Raw genomic sequence first — 16,714 nt, 5'->3', positions numbered from 1 at the left:
GTCGCTCGCCTCTCAGCACGCCTAAAGCCGTGGCATCTACGCTAGTCACAGGATCGGCCGCGAGACCCCGAAGCGGGCAGATCGCTGTACGCCGCCCGCGAACGACGGAGGAACCCTGTGGATCGAACCCGGTCTGTCAAGCTCGGACTGGGAGTCTGGGCGCTGGTCGTGGCGTTGGTCGCGCTCGTCGTGCTGACCTTCCTCCCGACGCCGTACGTCATCCAGCGACCAGGCCCGGTCTATGACACTCTCGGCACCGCGGCGGGAGCCGACGGCGAGCAGGTTCCGCTGATCCAGGTCGACGGCGCCGAGACGTTCGAGACCGGAGGCACGCTCGATCTCACGACCGTGCAGGTCGTCGGAAACCGCGAGCGCACCCCGAGCTGGTTCGAGCTCGCGCTGGCGTGGATGGACTCCTCGCGGGCGGTGGTGCCTCTCGACTCCGTCTTCCCCGAAGGCGTCACGACGGAGCAGCGAGACGAGCGGAACGCGACCCTGATGGTCGATTCGCAGCATGAGGCGACCGCCGCAGCCCTCAACGAGCTGGGCTATGACACCGGAGCAGAGGTGGTCGTTCAGGACGTCGTGGAGGACGCGCCAGCAGAGGGCGCTCTCGAGGCGGAGGACGTCATCACCGCTGTCGACGGCACCGCGGTGACGTCGGCGAAGCAGCTGCGACAGGCGATCCAGGACGCGGAGGGCGCGCCGGTCGCGCTCACCGTGCAGCGCTCCGGCGAGGAGCAGGTCGTCGAGGTGACGCCCGTCGAGCAAACGGACGGCGACGTGACGACCTGGCTCATCGGGGTGACCCTGCGCACGGACTACGACTTCGAGATCGATGTGACCCTTCAGCTCGACAACGTCGGCGGGCCCAGCGCCGGGATGATGTTCGCCCTGGGCATCATCGACACCCTCACCGAAGGGGAGCTGAACGGGGGCGAGAACGTCGCCGGCACCGGCACGATCGAGGCCGACGGGACCGTCGGGCCGATCGGCGGCATCCGCCAGAAGCTCTATGGAGCGCGCGATGCGGGTGCGGAGTACTTCCTCGCACCGACGACGAACTGCGACGAGGTCGTCGGGCATGTGCCGGACGGCCTCACCGTGATCAGCACGTCGACGCTCGAGGAGTCGCTCGCGGCGCTCGATGTGATCGCCGACGGCGGCGACGTCGATTCTCTCCCGTCCTGCGACGTCGTGACCTCCCCGTGACAGGGATGACAGCCGCAGCACAGTAAGGCGTGCCTAGGATGGGACGGTGACCTCGACTTCTGCACCGAACCCGGCCACTCCTCGAACCTCGCGACGAATCTTCGGCATCTCGTTGGCGATCATCGCCGCGCTGATCGCCGCCTTCTTCGTCTTCGCGTCGCTGTACACCGAATTCCTCTGGTTCGACCAGGTGGGCTTCGCAGGAGTGCTCACCACCCAATGGATCGCCACGGCGGTGATGTTCGTCGTCGGATTCCTGGGCATGGCCGTGCCGCTGTTCGTGGCCATTCAGCTCGCGTACCGCCTGCGCCCCGTCTACGTGCGGCTGAGCTCGCAGCTCGACAGGTACCAGGAGGTCATCGAGCCGCTCCGCCGCCTGGCGATGTGGGGGATGCCGATCTTCTTCGGCCTCTTCGCGGGCTTCTCTGCGGCGAGCCAGTGGAAGACCGTCTGGCTCTGGGCCAACGGCGTCGCCACCGACGTCACAGACCCGCAGTTCGGCGTCGACACCGGCTTCTACATGTTCGCGATGCCGTTCTACTCGATCCTGCTGGCCTTCGTGTCGGCGGTCCTGCTGCTCACCCTCATCGTCACCGCGCTGGTGTCATACCTCTACGGCTCGGTCCGCATCGGCCAGGGCGAGCTGCGCATCTCGAAGCCCGCACGCATCCAGCTCGCGGTGATCGCAGGTCTCTATCTGCTCGTGCAGGCGGCCAGCCTGTGGCTCGACCGTTACAAGACTCTCGTCGCACAGGACGACCGCATCGTGGGCCCGGCCTACACGGGCGTCAACGCCACGATCCCCGGTCTCGCGATCCTGACGATCATCGCCGCGCTCGTCGCCGTCCTCTTCTTCGTCACGGCCGTGATCGGCCGGTGGCGCTTCCCGCTCGCCGCGACGGCGCTGCTCATCGTCGCCTCGCTCGTGGTCGGCGTCGGCTTCCCGTGGGCCGTCACGACCTTCCAGGTGCGCCCGAACCAGAACGCCTATCAGGCGGAGTTCTACCAGAAGAACATCGACGGCACGAAGGAGGCGTACGGGGTCGCCGACCTCGAGACGACTCCGTTCGAGGCGGAGACCGACGCCGAGGCCGGCCAGCTGAGGGAGGACGCCGAGACGACGGCATCCATCCGCATCGTCGACCCCGCCGTGATCAGCCCGGCCGTGCGCCAGCTGGAGCAGTACCGCGGCTACTACCAGTTCCAGCAGAACCTCGATGTCGACCGCTACGAGATCGACGGCGCCATGCAGGACACGGTGGTCTCGGTGCGCGACCTCGACATGGAGGGCGTCGACGTCACCAACTGGAACAACCGCGCGGCTGTCTACACCCACGGCTACGGCCTGGTGGTCGCGGCGGGCAACCAGCGCACGAGCGACGGCGAGCCCGTCTTCCTCGAGCGCGGCATCCCCTCCTCGGGCTTCCTCACGGAGCAGGAGGAGTTCGAGCCTCGCATCTACTTCGGCGAGAACTCGCCGGAGTACTCGATCGTCGGATCCCCCGAGGGGACCGATCCCGTCGAGATCGACTACCCGCGAGGCAAGGACGGTTCGAACGAGACCAAGACGACCTTCGAGGGCGACGGCGGACCGCAGATCGGCAGCACGTTCACGAAGCTGCTGTACGCGCTCAAGTTCCAGTCCGAGCAGATCCTCTTCTCCAACCTCGTGAACGACGAGTCGCAGATCCTGTACGACCGCGACCCCAAGACCCGTGTGCAGAAGGTCGCTCCGTATCTCGAACTCGACAGCGACCCCTACCCGAGCGTGGTCGACGGGCGCGTCGTGTGGATCGTCGACGGATACACCACGAGTTCGACGTACCCGTACTCGACCAGCGTCAGCCTGTCGGACGCGATCGCCGATTCGAACGTCCCCTCGCCGACGCTCGCGATCGACGAGATCAACTACATCCGCAACTCGGTCAAGGCGACCGTGGACGCCTACGACGGCTCGGTGACGCTGTACGCCTGGGACGACGAGGATCCCGTGCTGCAGTCCTGGCAGAACATCTACCCGTCGACGCTGAAGCCCGTGAGCGACATGTCGGCAGATCTGATGAGCCACGTGCGATACCCGACCGACCTGTTCAAGGTGCAGCGCGACATCCTCGGGATCTACCACATCGACACCGCCGGCTCGTTCGCGCAGCAGGACAACCGGTGGCAGACGCCGAACGACCCGCGCAGCGACGCCGTGCTGCAGCCGCCGTACTACCTGACCATGCAGATGCCTGGTCAGGACTCGCCGCGGTTCTCCATGTTCTCGACGTTCATCCCGTCGGCGACCGGGAGCGGTGGGAACCGCGACGTCCTGATGGGATACCTGGCGGTCGACTCCGACGCAGGGTCAGAGGCCGGCGTCAAGGCCGAGGGCTATGGCCAGCTCCGGATGCTCGAGATCGACACGGACACGACGGTGCCGGGCCCGGGCCAGGTGCAGAACACCTACAACTCCGACACGGCCGTGGTGCCACAGCTCAACCTGCTGCAGCAGGGTGAATCGGAGGTCCTGTACGGAAACCTGCTGACGCTGCCCGTGGGTGGCGGCCTGCTTTACGTGCAGCCGGTGTACGTCCAGTCCTCGGAAGGCACCAAGCTTCCTCGTCTGCAGAAGGTCCTGGTGGCGTTCGGCGACAAGGTCGCGTTCGAGGACACCCTGACCGCCGCGCTCGACACCCTCTTCGGCGGCGACGCCGGTGCGACCGGTGGAGACGATCAGGTGGAGCCGACCGAGCCCGACCCGGATACGGGCGAGGTCCCGACCGAGCCGACGCAGCCGACCGACGCCGAGGCCGAGGCACTCGCCGCCGCGCAGCAGGCACTGACCGACCGCGAGGCCGCGCTCAAGGAGGGTGACCTCACCAAGTTCGCCGAGGCCGACAAGCGCCTCACGGATGCCGTGAACACGCTGCTCGGACTGGAAGCAGCCTCGGGGCAGTAACCGTCCGGCCGCACACGATGCCGTCTCTCGTTCGCGAGGGGCGGCATCGTTCGTCTCGGTCGACCCTCGCGCTCGCGGGCAGGGCATACTGCCGGCGGCGCTGTTCGGAAGGAGAACCTGTCGAGTGGATCCGCGCGCGCTGCCGTCGCGTGTGATCGTGCCCGGCGCAACCGCTCCCGGGAAAAAGCGAAAGGCCCCTGGTCGGAATCGCTTCCGATCAGGGGCCTTCTTTGTGTCGCATTCTCGTTGCGGGGACAGGATTTGAACCTGCGACCTCCGGGTTATGAGCCCGGCGAGCTACCGAACTGCTCCACCCCGCGGCACGATCAATAGCCTAACACGCGAATCTGGGACGCGCGAATCGAGGCCGCGTCTACGCGCGTACGAGAGGATGGGAGCATGCCAGAGACCCCCGCCGCGCCCATCGCCGTGCCCGTCGCCGTCTGTCAGTTCGCTCCGACGACCTCTCGCGAAGGCAACCTCGACCGGATCGCGGAGCTGACCGCCCAGGCCGCGGCGCGCGGCGCCACGCTGATCGTGTTCCCCGAGTACTCGAGCTACTTCGTGGATCCGATGGACGCCTCGCTGGCGGAGAACGCGGAGCCTCTCGACGGCGAGTTCGTGTCGACGCTGACCGCCCTGGCCGCCGACTACGGCGTGGTGATCGTCGCGGGGCTGGCGGAGCGCGCCTCGGATGCCGCGCATGTGCGCAACACGGTCGTCGCCGTGCGCGGTGACGGGATCCTCGCGACCTATCGCAAGCAGCACCTGTATGACGCCTTCGGTCAGACGGAGTCCGACTGGGTCGAAGCGGGCGAGGTCGGGGGAGCCGCGACGTTCGAGCTCGCCGGACTCCGTTTCGGGTTGATGACCTGCTACGACCTGCGCTTCCCCGAGGTGTCGCGCACACTGATCGACGCGGGTGCGGACGCACTGGTGGTGCCGGCCGAATGGGTGCGCGGTCCGCTCAAGGAGCATCACTGGACCACCCTGCTCGCAGCGCGCGCCATCGAGAACACCGCGTACGTGATCGCCGCCGACCACCCGACCCCCATCGGCGTCGGGCACTCGCAGATCCTCGATCCCCAGGGCGTGGTGCTCGCCGGGGCAGGAACGACCGAGGGCATCGCCGTCGCATCGGTCGAGCGCTCAGCGATCGACCGCGTCCGAGCGGTGAACCCATCGCTCCGGGTTCGCCGCTACGCCGTCAGGCCGCGCTGAGTCGGTCGCACGGTCAGAAGCTCGTCGCGAGCCTTGACGCCGCGTCTTCGAGGACCTCGACGCGTTTGCAGGCCGCGAAGCGCACGAGGCCGGCGTAGTCGTCCCGCCGCGCCTGCGACACGAAGGCGGTCAGCGGTATCGCCACCACTCCCGCACGGCGGGGGAGTGCGCGGCAGAACTCCGCGGCATCCGCTCCGCCGATCGCCGACGCATCGGCCACGGTGAAATAGCCGCCCTGAGGAGGGTGCACGGTGAATCCCGCGGCGCGCAGGCCCGCGCCCAGGATCTCGTGCTTGCGCGCCAGAGCCGACGCCGCATCCGCGAAGAACGCGTCTCCGAGTCGCAGCCCCACAGCGATCGCCGGCTGGAACGGCGAGCCGTTCACGTACGTCAGGTACTGCTTCACGGTCAAGACGGCGGTGATGAGCGGAGCCGGACCGTGCACCCAGCCGATCTTCCACCCCGTCGCGGAGAACGTCTTGCCGCCCGACGAGATCGTGAGCGTGCGCTCCGCGGCGCCCGGCAGGGTGGCGACGGGGGTGTGCGGGACGCCGAAGGCGAGATGCTCGTAGACCTCGTCCGTGACGATGATCGCGCCGTGCAGCTCGGCGAGACGGACGACCTCCGTCAGGACCTCCCGATCGAACACGGCCCCCGTGGGGTTATGGGGATCATTGATGAGGATGATGCGCGTGCGGTCGGAGACAGCTGCCGCGAGCATCGCGAGATCGGGCTGGAAGTGCGGCGCCCGCAACGGCACCGTGCGCAATCGTGCGCCGGCGAGCGCGACCGCGGCCGCGTAGGAGTCGTAGTACGGCTCGAAGACGACGACCTCGTCGTCAGGGCCGTCGATGAGGGCGAGCAGTGTCGCCGTCAGCGCCTCGGTGGCGCCGGCCGTCACGATCACCTCCGTCGAGGGGTCGACCTCCAGACCGTAGAAGCGCCGTTGATGCTCGCTGATCGCCTGGAGCAGATCGGGGTCGCCTCTGCCGGGCGGGTACTGGTTGAGACCTCGGGAGATCGCCTCTCTGGCGGCCTCGAGCACTTCGGCGGGGCCGTCCTCGTCGGGGAAGCCCTGGCCGAGATTGATCGCGCCGGTTCGGGCCGCGGCGGCTGACATCTCTGCGAAGATGGTGGGCGCGACGGTTCCGTCTGGTGCGAGCAGACCGGCTCCCGCTGCCGTGCGTCGCCATGCGCCGGGGATGACACTCATGAAGAACAGGCTAAGGCCATAGCTGAAACTCATCTTCGCCATACGAAACGCACAGATACAGGCGTCACTCTGAGAGGGCGTTGTTGAAGGAGCACACACCATGAACGAAGACAGCACCCAGGACCACTCGGCACCTGCGTCGAATGACGCAGCGCCGTCCACCGAGGCAGCAGAGGTCGTCGACCGTTCGACGACGGATGCCGCCGCAGAGGCACCCGGCACCGTCGCCGCTCCGGGGCCGTATCAGGGACACCATGTCCCCGCGACGTTCACATCGCCACCCGCGTCGGCGTTCGAGGCCCCGTCGGCCGCGGTGCCTTCCGAGGCTCAGACGGTTCCCCAGCCGTACTTCGGAGCTCCCGGGCATCAGGCCGCACCGCAGCAGGGCCCGGTGGGTGCGCCCACCGCGACGGCTCCCGGCGCCGCATTCGGTCTGCACACCGCGACACAGCCGGCTGGCGCCTCGGTGAAGACCAAGGATCAGAAGCCCCGCGCCGGAGTGAAGTTCGCTGCGATCGTCGTGGCGGCCGCACTCGTCGGAGGAGTCGCCGGCTTCGGCGGCGGAGCGATCCTCAACGGGATCTCCGATCAGGGGTCGACGGGAGTCGCCCAGGGCCCCGAGACCGTGACGGTCAACAACCCCGGGTCCGTGAACGAGACGACGGCCGTCGCAACCGCGGCGCTTCCGTCGGTCGTCACGATCGAGGTGGCCGGGTCTGATCAGGGCGGCAGCGGATCGGGCGTCATCATCAGCGACGACGGCTATGTGCTCACGAACACGCACGTCGTGACGCTCGGCGGCGCGGTCGCCGATCCCACGATCCGGGTCACGACATCGGACGGGCGCATCTTCTCGGCCACCGTCGTGGGAACGGATCCGATCTACGACCTCGCCGTCATCAAGCTCGAGGATGCGACGGATCTCACCCCGATCGACTTCGCCGATTCCTCCGAGCTCAACGTGGGAGACACGGCGGTGGCTCTGGGCGCGCCCCTCGGGCTGTCGAACTCCGTGACCACCGGTATCGTCAGCGCCCTCAACCGCAGCATCCAGATCGCGTCGTCGGCTCTGCCCGATTCGTCCTCGGAAGACGCTCCGCAGAACGAGCAGCAGACGCCGGAGGAGGGCGAGAGCCCCTTCCAGTTCGATCTGCCAGGCAACTCGTCGCAGCAGACCTCCGAGTCGATCTCGATCGCCGTGATCCAGACGGATGCCGCGATCAACCACGGCAACTCCGGCGGTGCCCTGGTCAACAGCAAGGGTGAGCTCATCGGCATCAACGTCGCGATCGCGAGCTCGGGCAGTTCCGAGGAGTCCGGTTCCATCGGGATCGGCTTCGCCATCCCGGCGAACATCGCACAGCGGGTGTCGGAGGAGATCATCTCGGACGGCGCAGCCAGCCACGGTCTGCTCGGTGCGTCCGTGCAGGATGCGGCGAGCGTCCAGGACGCCGACGTGTCGGGCGCCTACATCGCCGATGTCACCGGTGGCGGCGCTGCCGAAGCGGGCGGGCTGAAGGCCGATGACATCGTCACCGCGTTCAACGGCGTGCCCATCACGAGTGCCAGCGACCTCACGGCGCAGGTGCGCGCGGCAGCCGGCGGCAGCGATGCGAAGGTCACCTACATCCGCGGCGGCAAGGAATACGAGGCCGATGTGACCCTGGGCGAGCTCGCCGGCTGACTCAGGCGATCGCGCTCACCGAGAAGGGCGCCACCCCGCGATAGGCTCGCGGTGTGGCGTCCTTCTCTTTCGGCTCCGGCAATGCGGCCAAGCTGCTTCGGATACCGCTCTATCTGGCTGGACGTGCCGGCACCCTCGTCGTTCCGCGGGGGCGGCGATGGGTGTTCGGGTGCGGTGCCGGCGTCGGCGACGGGGCACTCGCCCTGCAGCGAGTCGCCGCCACCGAAGGGCACGACACCCTGTGGCTCACATCCTCCGATCGCGAGGACCGTGTCGCCGCGGCGCTCGGCCTTCGCGCGGTGCGCAAGGCCAGCCTGCGAGGATGGTGGGCGACCGCGCGCGCGGGCGTCGTCGTCGTCACGCACGGGCTCGGTGACGTGAACCGCTACGCCGTGTCCGGCGCCTTCGTCGTGCAGCTGTGGCACGGCATCCCTCTCAAGCGGATCGGCCTGGATTCACCCGCGACCACGCAGGTCCCCGATGTCCCGGGTGCGCCGGTGCTGCGGCGTGTCATCGGCGTCCTCTACCGTCGCGCCGCGCAGCGGATCCGCGTGTTCCCGGCCGCGTCCCACCGGTCGAGGGGCCGGCTCGAGTCGGCCTTCGCGCTCGGCGACGGCCGCGTCGTCGTCACCGGCGAGCCACGAGTCGACGTGCTGTCCGCAGGCGACCCGACCGAGCGACGGGCCACCGCGTCGGATGCGCTGGAGCGCGTGATCGGGGAGCTGCCGAACGGTGCCCGGACGATCCTCTATGCCCCCACGTGGCGTGACGGAGCCGACGACCCGGCGGTCCCGTCGGCCGCCCAGTGGGTGCGGATCATCCAGCTCCTCGAAGAGCAGGATGCTGTGCTGCTCATACGCTCCCACCCCCTCGGAGAGGGCGGTTATGCGCCCCCGCTGCCCAGCACGCGGGTGCGTTCGCTCGGATCGAGCGTGCTGACGGATGTCACACCGGTGCTGCCGGCGATCGATGTGCTCATCACGGACTACTCCTCGCTGGCCTACGACGTCGGGCTGCTCAGGATGCCGGTGCTGTTCCTCGCCCCCGACGCCGAGGACTACGCGCGGACGAGAGGGTTCTACGGTCGATTCCAGGACGTGGCGGGCGACGATGCCGCGACGGACTGGGACTCCCTGCTGCCGCAGCTGTCGGCGCTTCTCGCGCATGACGAGGCCTTCTCCGCCCGCGCCGAGCGTTCAGGTACGCTCAGCGCGCAGATGCACGCCTTCCGCGACGGCGGAAACACCCGACGCGTCTACGCGACAATCCGAGCGCGGGGCATTCCCGCGCCGAAGGGAGCAGCATGACCACGGCCCGGATCGATGAGGCGGCAGAGACGCTGGTCATCGCAGGCGCCGGCCAGCGCCCCGCCACCGCAGAGCTGATCGGGCCTCGTGCCCGCGTCGACGCGCGGATCAGCGGCGGTGGCAAGACCTGGAAGGCGACGTTCCCGCTGCGCGCATCGCGGTGGGGCGGCCCCGAGCTTCCCCTGCCGACGGGGGAGTACGAGCTGCACATCTCCGATGTCGAGATCGACGACCTCCTGATCGCGCCGTTGGTGCTGTCCGGAGTGCGCATCGCGGTCGACGGCACGACGGTTCGCATCGCGGCGCCGATCGATCCCGTCTACGAGACGAACGAGGGTCAGGCGACCCTCGAGCGCCGCTACATCGCGCACCCCGGGGGCACCGAGAACGCCGTCTTCTTCGAGAGCTTCTACGGGCGCGCGGTCGGCTGCAACCCCCAGGCGATCGACCGGGCGCTGTTCGCGCAGGCGCCGGACGTCGTGCGCTACTGGAGTGTCGTCGACCTGTCGGTGGCTGTTCCGGAGGGCGCGATCGCGGTCGTCGAGGGCAGCCCGGAGTGGTGGCGTGCCCGGGCGGCATCCCGGCTGCTGGTCGTGAACGACTGGCTGAGGCGTCGCTTCGCCCGTAAGCCCGGCCAGAAGGTGCTGCAGACCTGGCACGGCACTCCGCTGAAGCGGCTGGCCCTGCACCGGCCCGGCTTCGATCCTCGTCGCATGGCGGCGGTGGTGAAGGAGTCTCGCCGCTGGGATGTGCTCCTCGCGCAGAACACCTACTCCGAACGCATCCTCCGCAAGGCATACGCCTTCTTCGGGCGGCCGATCTGGGTCGAGGGCTATCCGCGGAACGACGCTCTCATCGTGGGCGACGCGGCTGCGGTCAGGGCCGACCTGGGCATCGCCGACGGCGAACGGGTGCTGCTTTATGCACCGACCTGGCGCGACGACCGGCCGGAGATGGTCGACTTCGTCGATGCTGAGGAGCTCGCCAGGCAGACGGACTCCGTCGTGCTCGTCCGCGGTCACTCGCGCACGATCGACACGGGGAGGGATCACGCGGGCGCCCGTGTGATCGACGTGACCGGCTACCCCGAGACCTCGAAGCTCCTGCTCGCCGCCGACGTGCTGATCACCGACTACTCCTCGGTGATGTTCGATTTCAGCGTCACGGGAAAGCCCATGTTCTTCCTGGTCCCCGACCTCGCTCACTATCGCGGAGAACTCCGAGGGTTCTACTTCGATCTCGAGACCCGCGCCCCCGGCCCTCTGGTCCACACGCAGGAAGAACTGGTCGCGGCTCTGGCCGACTCCGAGCACGAGTCCGCCTATGCCGAGCGATACGCGGCGTGGCGGGCGCAGTTCAACTCACGGGACGACGGAAACTCGGCCGAGCGCGTGGTCGCGCGCATCCTCGATCAGGGGTACGTCACCCGGTGAGTCGCCGCGCGCTGTGATCGGCGGCTCAGGGGAGCGGCGTATTGCGGGTGCCGAGTCGAGACGCATCGACGGTGTCGCGAGCGCCGCGCAGCACGCCCTCGAGGAAGCCGAGGCCCCAGGACAGGTGCATGGTGGGCAGAACGGCCAGCGTCCACAGCCTCTGACGCGGTCCGCCTCCGCCGGGCAGGCAGGCGACGCCGATCACAAGCAGCAGGTAGGCGACGAGCGGCAGATACACCAGGCCTCCGACGATGGCTGAGAGAACCCCGGAGAGGGCGCCGGTCAGCTGCAGGACGCCGGTCAGGAGAGCGAGTACGACGAGCACCACGAGGGCCGGGGGAGCGAAGTAGCGGATGCCGTTGCGGCGCCCGTAACGCCGAACCAGCTCGCCGCGCCACGCGCCCGTCGCCCGGAACTGTCGCGCGAGGCGCAGCCAGCTCTCGCGGGGCCAGTAGGTGACCGAGAGATGCGGGTCGAACCAGACGAGGTGCCCGGCCTGGCGGATGCGGAGGTTGAGCTCCCAGTCCTCGCCGCGACGGATCGACTCGTCGAAGAGGCCGACCTCGTCGAGCACGGCCCGGCGCATGACGCCGAGGTACGCGGACTCGGCTTCCCCCTCGTGGGTGCCGCCGTGATAGGCGCCGCCGCCGAGTCCGACCGGGGAGTTGTAGAGACGCGCGACCGAGGTCTGGAAGGGGGTGCGGCCGTCGGCACGCATCACGCCGCCGACGTTCGCGGCGCCCGTGCGCTCGAGAGTCTGCAGAGCGCGCGCCGCGTAGCCGGGCGCGAGCTCGGAGTGCGCATCGACCCGCACGATCGTCGCGAAACGGCTCGCCCTGATCGCGGCGTTCAACCCGACGGGGATGTGAGCCGCCGGATTGTCGACGAGCCGGATCCGTGGGTCACCCGCGGCCAGGCTCTGAGCGAGTTCCGTCGTGCCGTCGGTGGACGGTCCGAGCGCGAGCACGAGTTCGGCGGGCACAGTGAGCTCCTGCGCGAGCACGGAGGCGACCGCATGCTCGAGATAGGCGCGTTCGTTGAGCACGGGCATGACGAAAGACACTCCGTTCTCCGGGGCGGCGATGTCATTGTCAGGCACATGACGATCATGGCATGCGCTTCTCGCGCGTTCGCTGATTCGCGGGGTCGCCGGTCGCGGGAGGCGGCAGGCGGCCCGGCCCGGTGCACTCGGTATCCTGGAGGGATGGGTGCTGTGTCCGATTCGAAGAAGGCCTACCGGCTGCTGAAGCGGGCGCTCGCCTCGCGCACGGCTGTTCAGCGAGTGAGGCGGCGCCTCGCAGAGCGTGAGCCTCACCTCCCGGAGCACTATCAGGTGGCGGTGTACTTCGCGGACGGCGACGTGAACATGTACCAGATGAGGCAGTGGTACCGCCCTCTCGTCGAACTGTCGAAGCACTGGCCGGTGGTCGTGCTGTCCAGGTCGGCGACGGGGGCCGACAAGCTCCTCGACGAGAACGGGCCGCCCGTGGCCTTCGTCCCGACGATCCGAGATCTCGAGAGGTTCGTCACCACGCAGGACATCCGCGTCGTCCTCTACGTGAACCAGAACACCCGGAACTTCCAGATGTTCCGCTACGGCAGGCGCTGGCACGTGTTCATCAACCACGGTGAGTCCGACAAGATGTACATGACGACCAATCAGTACAAGGCATACGACTATGCGCTGGTCGCCGGTCAGGCCGCTCGCGACCGCCTGTCGCGCACCCTGTGGGACTACGACATCGATGAGCGGACGATCGAGATCGGTCGCCCGCAGGCCGATCACTACTCGGGCACGCTCCCGTATGTGCCCGACGAGCGCACGGTGGTGCTCTACGCCCCGACGTGGGAGGGCGATCGCCCGAGCGCCCACTACGGGTCGATCGCCACGCACGGCGAGACCCTCGTCACGACGCTGCTCGCATCGGACCGGCATCGGGTGATCTACCGACCGCACCCGCGCAGCGGAGTGATCGATGATGCGTACGGCGCCGCCCACCGGCGGATCATCGCCGCCATCGCCGCCGCGAACGCGGCGGACCCTGCCGCGCAGCACGTCTACGACGACGGCGCGGAACTCGGATGGCAGCTGGCCGCCGCGGACGTGGCGGTCGTCGACATCTCGGCGATGGTCTACGACCGACTCGCGGTCGGCAAGCCGTTGATGATCACCAGGCCGGCCGACGAGCGGGCATCGATCGACACCAACGGCTACCTGTCCGACTGCGAATGGCTCAGCACAGAAGCCGCGGGTGACATCGTCGCCGAGGTCGAGCGCGTGCGTGCCGACGAGGCTGCGATCGCCAGACTGCGCATGTGGGTGCAGCACTACTTCGGCGACACGGCTCCGGGAGTCGCGACGGAGAAGTTCCACGCCGCGATCGCAGAGCTCATGCAGAAATGGGATCGCTGGCAGGCGAACGAGATCGGGGCGGTCCGCGCCGACGAGGACGATGACGACGAAGAGGCTGACGAAGAGGAGGTCTGACGTGGACCTTCCACTCACGGCTGCGGTCGCCTCGCGTCTCGAGGTGCTGGCCGAAGCGGGCTCGACCAACGAGATGCTCGGCGAGCGAGCGCGCGAGTCGTCGTCGACCCCCCACCTGTCCGTTCTCGTGACCGACAACCAGACGGCCGGGCGGGGCCGACTCGGTCGCTCCTGGACGTCCGCGCCCGGCGCATCGCTCGCGGTCTCCGTGCTGCTGCGGACGCTGCCTTCGAGGGGTGAGACGCGAGGTTGGATACCCCTTGCGGCCGGGGTGGCGATGGCGGATGCGATCGCCGAGCAGCTTCCCGACCATGATGTGGCCGTCAAGTGGCCCAACGACATCCTGGTCGACGGTCGCAAGATCTGCGGCATCCTGGTTCAGGCGAGCCAGGATGCGGTCGTCGTGGGGACGGGTGTGAACACGGCGATGACGGCGTCGGAACTTCCGGTGCCGACCGCGACGTCCTTCGCCGTCCTGGGCGTCCCGGTCGATGCCGACCGGCTTCTCGCCACCTACCTGCACACGCTCGACCGGCTGGTCGCGGAGCTCGCCGAAGCGGGCGATGCCGTCGCGAGCGGGCTCCACGCCGCCTCCTCCGACCGGTGCGCCACGATCGGTCTGGAGGTCAGGGTGTCTCTTCCCGGCGACTCGGTCGTCGTCGGACGGGCCACACGACTCGACGTCGATGGTCGGCTGGTCGTGCTGAGCGCGGGCACGGAGACATCGATCTCTGCCGGAGACGTCGTGCACGTGCGGCCGGCCTGAGTCTGACACGCCCGGCGTGCGAGCGCCGATGTCCGAGGTAGCGGGCACAATGGAGGAGTGACTCAGCCCGTGACTCTCGGCGGAAGGCCGACGATGCCACCGCCGGGTGCGCCCGCCGAAGAGCTGCTCATCGCTCGGTTCCGCGCCCACGCGCGGAGGCTCTTCTGGTCGGCGCTGGTGCTGATCGCCGTGTTCGGCGCGACGTCCTTCTTCTACGACAATCTGCCGGCGCCGTTCGAGAACTGGATGCTGCTGAGCGCGGCCGCAATCATCGTCCTCCTCCTGGTCGTCGTGCCATGGATCATCTGGTATTCGCGCTCGGTCACCGTCACCACGCGGCGGGTCATCGTCAACCATGGTGTCGGCTCCCGCAACAGGCGCGAGATGTCGCATGCACGCGGGTACACGATCGGCGTCCGCCGCGGAGTGATCCAAAGGATGTGGGGCGTCGGCACCATCACGCTGTCGAACGGGGTGGATGCACCGCTGCGCCTCGCGAACGTCCCGAACGTGACCCTCGTGCACGAGACGCTGGCGGATCAGATCGAGGTCAGTCAGATCCTGGCGCACCGCGACGCGCAGTCGGGTCACGACGGCACCGCCGCACTCTGAGCGAGCACCGCGTCGGCCATCCGGGCGCCATGCGTCAACGGCGTCCCGCTGATGCGCGAGAATGGTCAGGACGAAATGGAGGCGGCTCATGGCGCTGCGCGTTGGTGTGATCGGTGGAGGCCAGCTGGCTCGGATGATGATCGCTCCGGCGGTCGAGCTCGGACTCGAGCTGAAAGTCCTCGCCGAGGACGAGGGCATGTCCGCGCAGCTCGCCGCGACGGCGGTCGGCGACTACCACGACCTCGAGGTCGTCCGGGCGTTCGTCCAGGACGTCGACGTCGTCACCTTCGACCATGAGCACGTGCCGCAGGAGGTGCTGCGGGCCCTGGTCGCCGAGGGAGTGGCGGTGCACCCGGGACCGGACGCTCTGCAGTTCGCGCAGGACAAGCTGCTGATGAGGGCGCGACTCGAGGAGCTCGGCGTGCCCCAGCCCGACTGGGCGCCGGTCCGCGACCTCTCCGAGCTGCAGGCGTTCCTCGACGAGCATGACGGCCAGGGGGTCGTGAAGACTCCGCGCGGCGGCTACGACGGCAAGGGAGTCCGCGTCGTGCGTGCGGCCGGCGAGGCGCGGGACTGGTTCGACGGCCTGGCCGACGGCGAGGCGCTTCTCGTCGAGGAGCTGGTCGGATTCGTCCGCGAGCTCGCGCAGCAGGTGGCTCGTCGCCCCGGTGGTCAGATCGTCGCCTATCCGGTGGTCGAGACGGTGCAGCGCGAGGGCGTGTGCGCCGAGGTGATCGCACCGGCGCCTCATGCTCCCGAACGTCTCGTGGAGGTCGCCGAGGAGATCGGTCGGTCGATCGCGGAAGGCCTCGGGGTCACCGGGATGCTCGCGGTCGAGCTCTTCGAGACTGACGACGAGAGGATCCTCGTGAACGAGCTCGCCATGCGGCCGCACAACAGCGGCCACTGGAGCCAGGACGGCGCCGTCACAGGGCAGTTCGAGCAGCACCTGCGCGCCGTCGCGGATCTCCCGCTCGGCGACACCGCGCCTCAGGCCGCATGGTCTGTGATGGTGAACATCCTCGGGGGGCCGAAGAGCGGCTCCCTCGGCGACCGTTTTGCCGCCGCGATGGCCGAGCACCCCTCGGCGAAGATCCATACCTACGGGAAGAGCCCGCGTCCGGGCCGCAAGGTCGGGCACGTCAACGTCACCGGCGACGACCTCGATGACGCCGTGTACGTCGCGCGCGCGGCAGCGGCTCACTTCGACTGAGGGTGCGTCAAGGGGTGTGCCGTTCGGGGTTTCTCCCAGCACCAGACCGTAGCCTGAGTGGGTGACTGAGCCTTTGCACTCCTCCAGCGCGCCCCTCGTCGGCGTCGTCATGGGATCCGATTCCGACTGGCGCGTGATGAACGATGCCTCCCAGTCGCTGACGGACTTCGGGATCCCGCACGAGGTGGAGGTCGTCTCGGCGCACCGCACCCCCGACAAGCTCATGCAATACGCACGCGACGCGCGCGGTCGCGGCATCCGCGTGATCATCGCCGGCGCAGGCGGGGCCGCACACCTTCCCGGGATGCTCGCTTCGATGACGGCGTTGCCGGTCATCGGAGTGCCCGTGCCGCTCGCTTATCTCGACGGGATGGACTCGCTGCTCTCCATCGTGCAGATGCCGGCCGGCATCCCGGTCGCGACGGTCTCGATCGCCGGCGCACGTAATGCGGGAATCCTCGCCGCACGGATCCTCGGCACCTCCGACGACGACCTCGCGGATCGGATCGAAGCGTACGCGCTCGATCTCGAAGCGCAGGTCGAGGAGAAGAACGATCGGCTGAAGGGGTCCCTGTGACCCTTGCGCCGCCGCGAGGTACGGCGCGACCACTGATAGAGAGC

13 protein-coding genes and 1 tRNA gene are annotated in these 16,714 nt (G+C 68.6%); 11 read left to right on the top strand and 3 right to left on the bottom strand.

Features of this window, described 5'->3' with window-relative positions; translation table 11 throughout:
• Positions 1-117: 117 nt before the first annotated feature.
• Entirely contained in the window at positions 118-1,212 is a 1,095-nt protein-coding gene (locus AB0N61_RS08530) for a PDZ domain-containing protein (protein WP_363363128.1), read from the top strand.
• 46 nt (positions 1,213-1,258) lie between these two features.
• Positions 1,259-4,156, top strand: a complete 2,898-nt coding sequence (locus AB0N61_RS08525; RefSeq protein ID WP_167945014.1) for a UPF0182 family protein — start codon at positions 1,259-1,261, stop codon at positions 4,154-4,156.
• 246 nt (positions 4,157-4,402) lie between these two features.
• Here AB0N61_RS08525 and AB0N61_RS08520 read toward each other — a convergent pair.
• Positions 4,403-4,476: transfer RNA gene (locus AB0N61_RS08520), tRNA-Met, on the bottom strand.
• 79 nt (positions 4,477-4,555) lie between these two features.
• Here AB0N61_RS08520 and AB0N61_RS08515 point away from each other — a divergent pair.
• Positions 4,556-5,377 carry a carbon-nitrogen hydrolase family protein gene (locus AB0N61_RS08515; protein WP_363363127.1) on the top strand — a complete coding sequence of 274 codons (822 nt, stop codon included), beginning with the start codon at positions 4,556-4,558 and terminating at the stop codon, positions 5,375-5,377.
• A 13-nt stretch (positions 5,378-5,390) separates the two neighbouring features.
• On the opposite strand, the gene AB0N61_RS08510 is transcribed toward AB0N61_RS08515, so the two are convergent.
• Positions 5,391-6,590, bottom strand: a complete 1,200-nt coding sequence (locus tag AB0N61_RS08510) for an aminotransferase class I/II-fold pyridoxal phosphate-dependent enzyme (RefSeq protein ID WP_363363125.1) — start codon at positions 6,588-6,590, stop codon at positions 5,391-5,393.
• A gap of 100 nt (positions 6,591-6,690) precedes the next feature.
• Here AB0N61_RS08510 and AB0N61_RS08505 point away from each other — a divergent pair, with 100 nt between their 5' ends.
• The 3 genes from AB0N61_RS08505 to AB0N61_RS08495 are packed head-to-tail and all read left to right on the top strand — an operon-like array spanning position 6,691 to position 11,014.
• A complete protein-coding gene (locus tag AB0N61_RS08505) occupies positions 6,691-8,274 on the top strand; it encodes a trypsin-like peptidase domain-containing protein (RefSeq protein ID WP_363363124.1) in 1,584 nt (527 codons plus the stop codon).
• Positions 8,275-8,327: 53 nt separating this feature from the next.
• Positions 8,328-9,581, top strand: a complete 1,254-nt coding sequence (locus tag AB0N61_RS08500; RefSeq protein ID WP_363363122.1) for a CDP-glycerol glycerophosphotransferase family protein — start codon at positions 8,328-8,330, stop codon at positions 9,579-9,581.
• Positions 9,578-11,014: a CDP-glycerol glycerophosphotransferase family protein gene (locus AB0N61_RS08495; RefSeq protein WP_363363120.1), complete on the top strand. Its 1,437-nt coding sequence runs from the start codon at positions 9,578-9,580 to the stop codon at positions 11,012-11,014. Before AB0N61_RS08500 ends, AB0N61_RS08495 begins: the two co-directional genes overlap by 4 nt.
• 25 nt (positions 11,015-11,039) lie before the next feature.
• Here the strand turns inward: AB0N61_RS08495 and AB0N61_RS08490 are convergent, their stop codons facing one another.
• Positions 11,040-12,065, bottom strand: coding sequence for a glycosyltransferase (locus tag AB0N61_RS08490; protein ID WP_363363186.1), 1,026 nt, complete (start codon positions 12,063-12,065; stop codon positions 11,040-11,042).
• Positions 12,066-12,218: 153 nt separating this feature from the next.
• Here AB0N61_RS08490 and AB0N61_RS08485 point away from each other — a divergent pair, with 153 nt between their 5' ends.
• The 5 genes from AB0N61_RS08485 to purE all read left to right on the top strand — a co-directional run bounded on the left by AB0N61_RS08485 (position 12,219) and on the right by purE (position 16,670).
• Positions 12,219-13,502: a CDP-glycerol glycerophosphotransferase family protein gene (locus tag AB0N61_RS08485; RefSeq protein WP_363363118.1), complete on the top strand. Its 1,284-nt coding sequence runs from the start codon at positions 12,219-12,221 to the stop codon at positions 13,500-13,502.
• 1 nt (position 13,503) lies between these two features.
• A complete protein-coding gene (locus tag AB0N61_RS08480) occupies positions 13,504-14,268 on the top strand; it encodes a biotin--[acetyl-CoA-carboxylase] ligase (RefSeq protein WP_363363116.1) in 765 nt (254 codons plus the stop codon).
• 57 nt (positions 14,269-14,325) lie between these two features.
• On the top strand, positions 14,326-14,880 hold the full coding sequence (locus tag AB0N61_RS08475) for a PH domain-containing protein (protein WP_363363114.1): 555 nt from the start codon (positions 14,326-14,328) through the stop codon (positions 14,878-14,880).
• 88 nt (positions 14,881-14,968) lie between these two features.
• Positions 14,969-16,093 (top strand): 5-(carboxyamino)imidazole ribonucleotide synthase, encoded by a 1,125-nt coding sequence (locus AB0N61_RS08470; protein WP_363363112.1) that lies wholly within the window; start codon positions 14,969-14,971, stop codon positions 16,091-16,093.
• 109 nt (positions 16,094-16,202) lie between these two features.
• Positions 16,203-16,670 carry a 5-(carboxyamino)imidazole ribonucleotide mutase gene (gene purE, locus AB0N61_RS08465; protein WP_167945271.1) on the top strand — a complete coding sequence of 156 codons (468 nt, stop codon included), beginning with the start codon at positions 16,203-16,205 and terminating at the stop codon, positions 16,668-16,670.
• Positions 16,671-16,714 lie beyond the last annotated feature (44 nt).

The sequence above is a fragment of the Microbacterium sp. NPDC089320 genome (genome assembly GCF_040684875.1).
In the GTDB taxonomy this organism is placed as follows: Bacteria; Actinomycetota; Actinomycetes; order Actinomycetales; family Microbacteriaceae; genus Microbacterium.
Note: the sequence above shows the minus strand (reverse complement) of the source record. Positions and strands in the feature narration are given on the sequence as shown.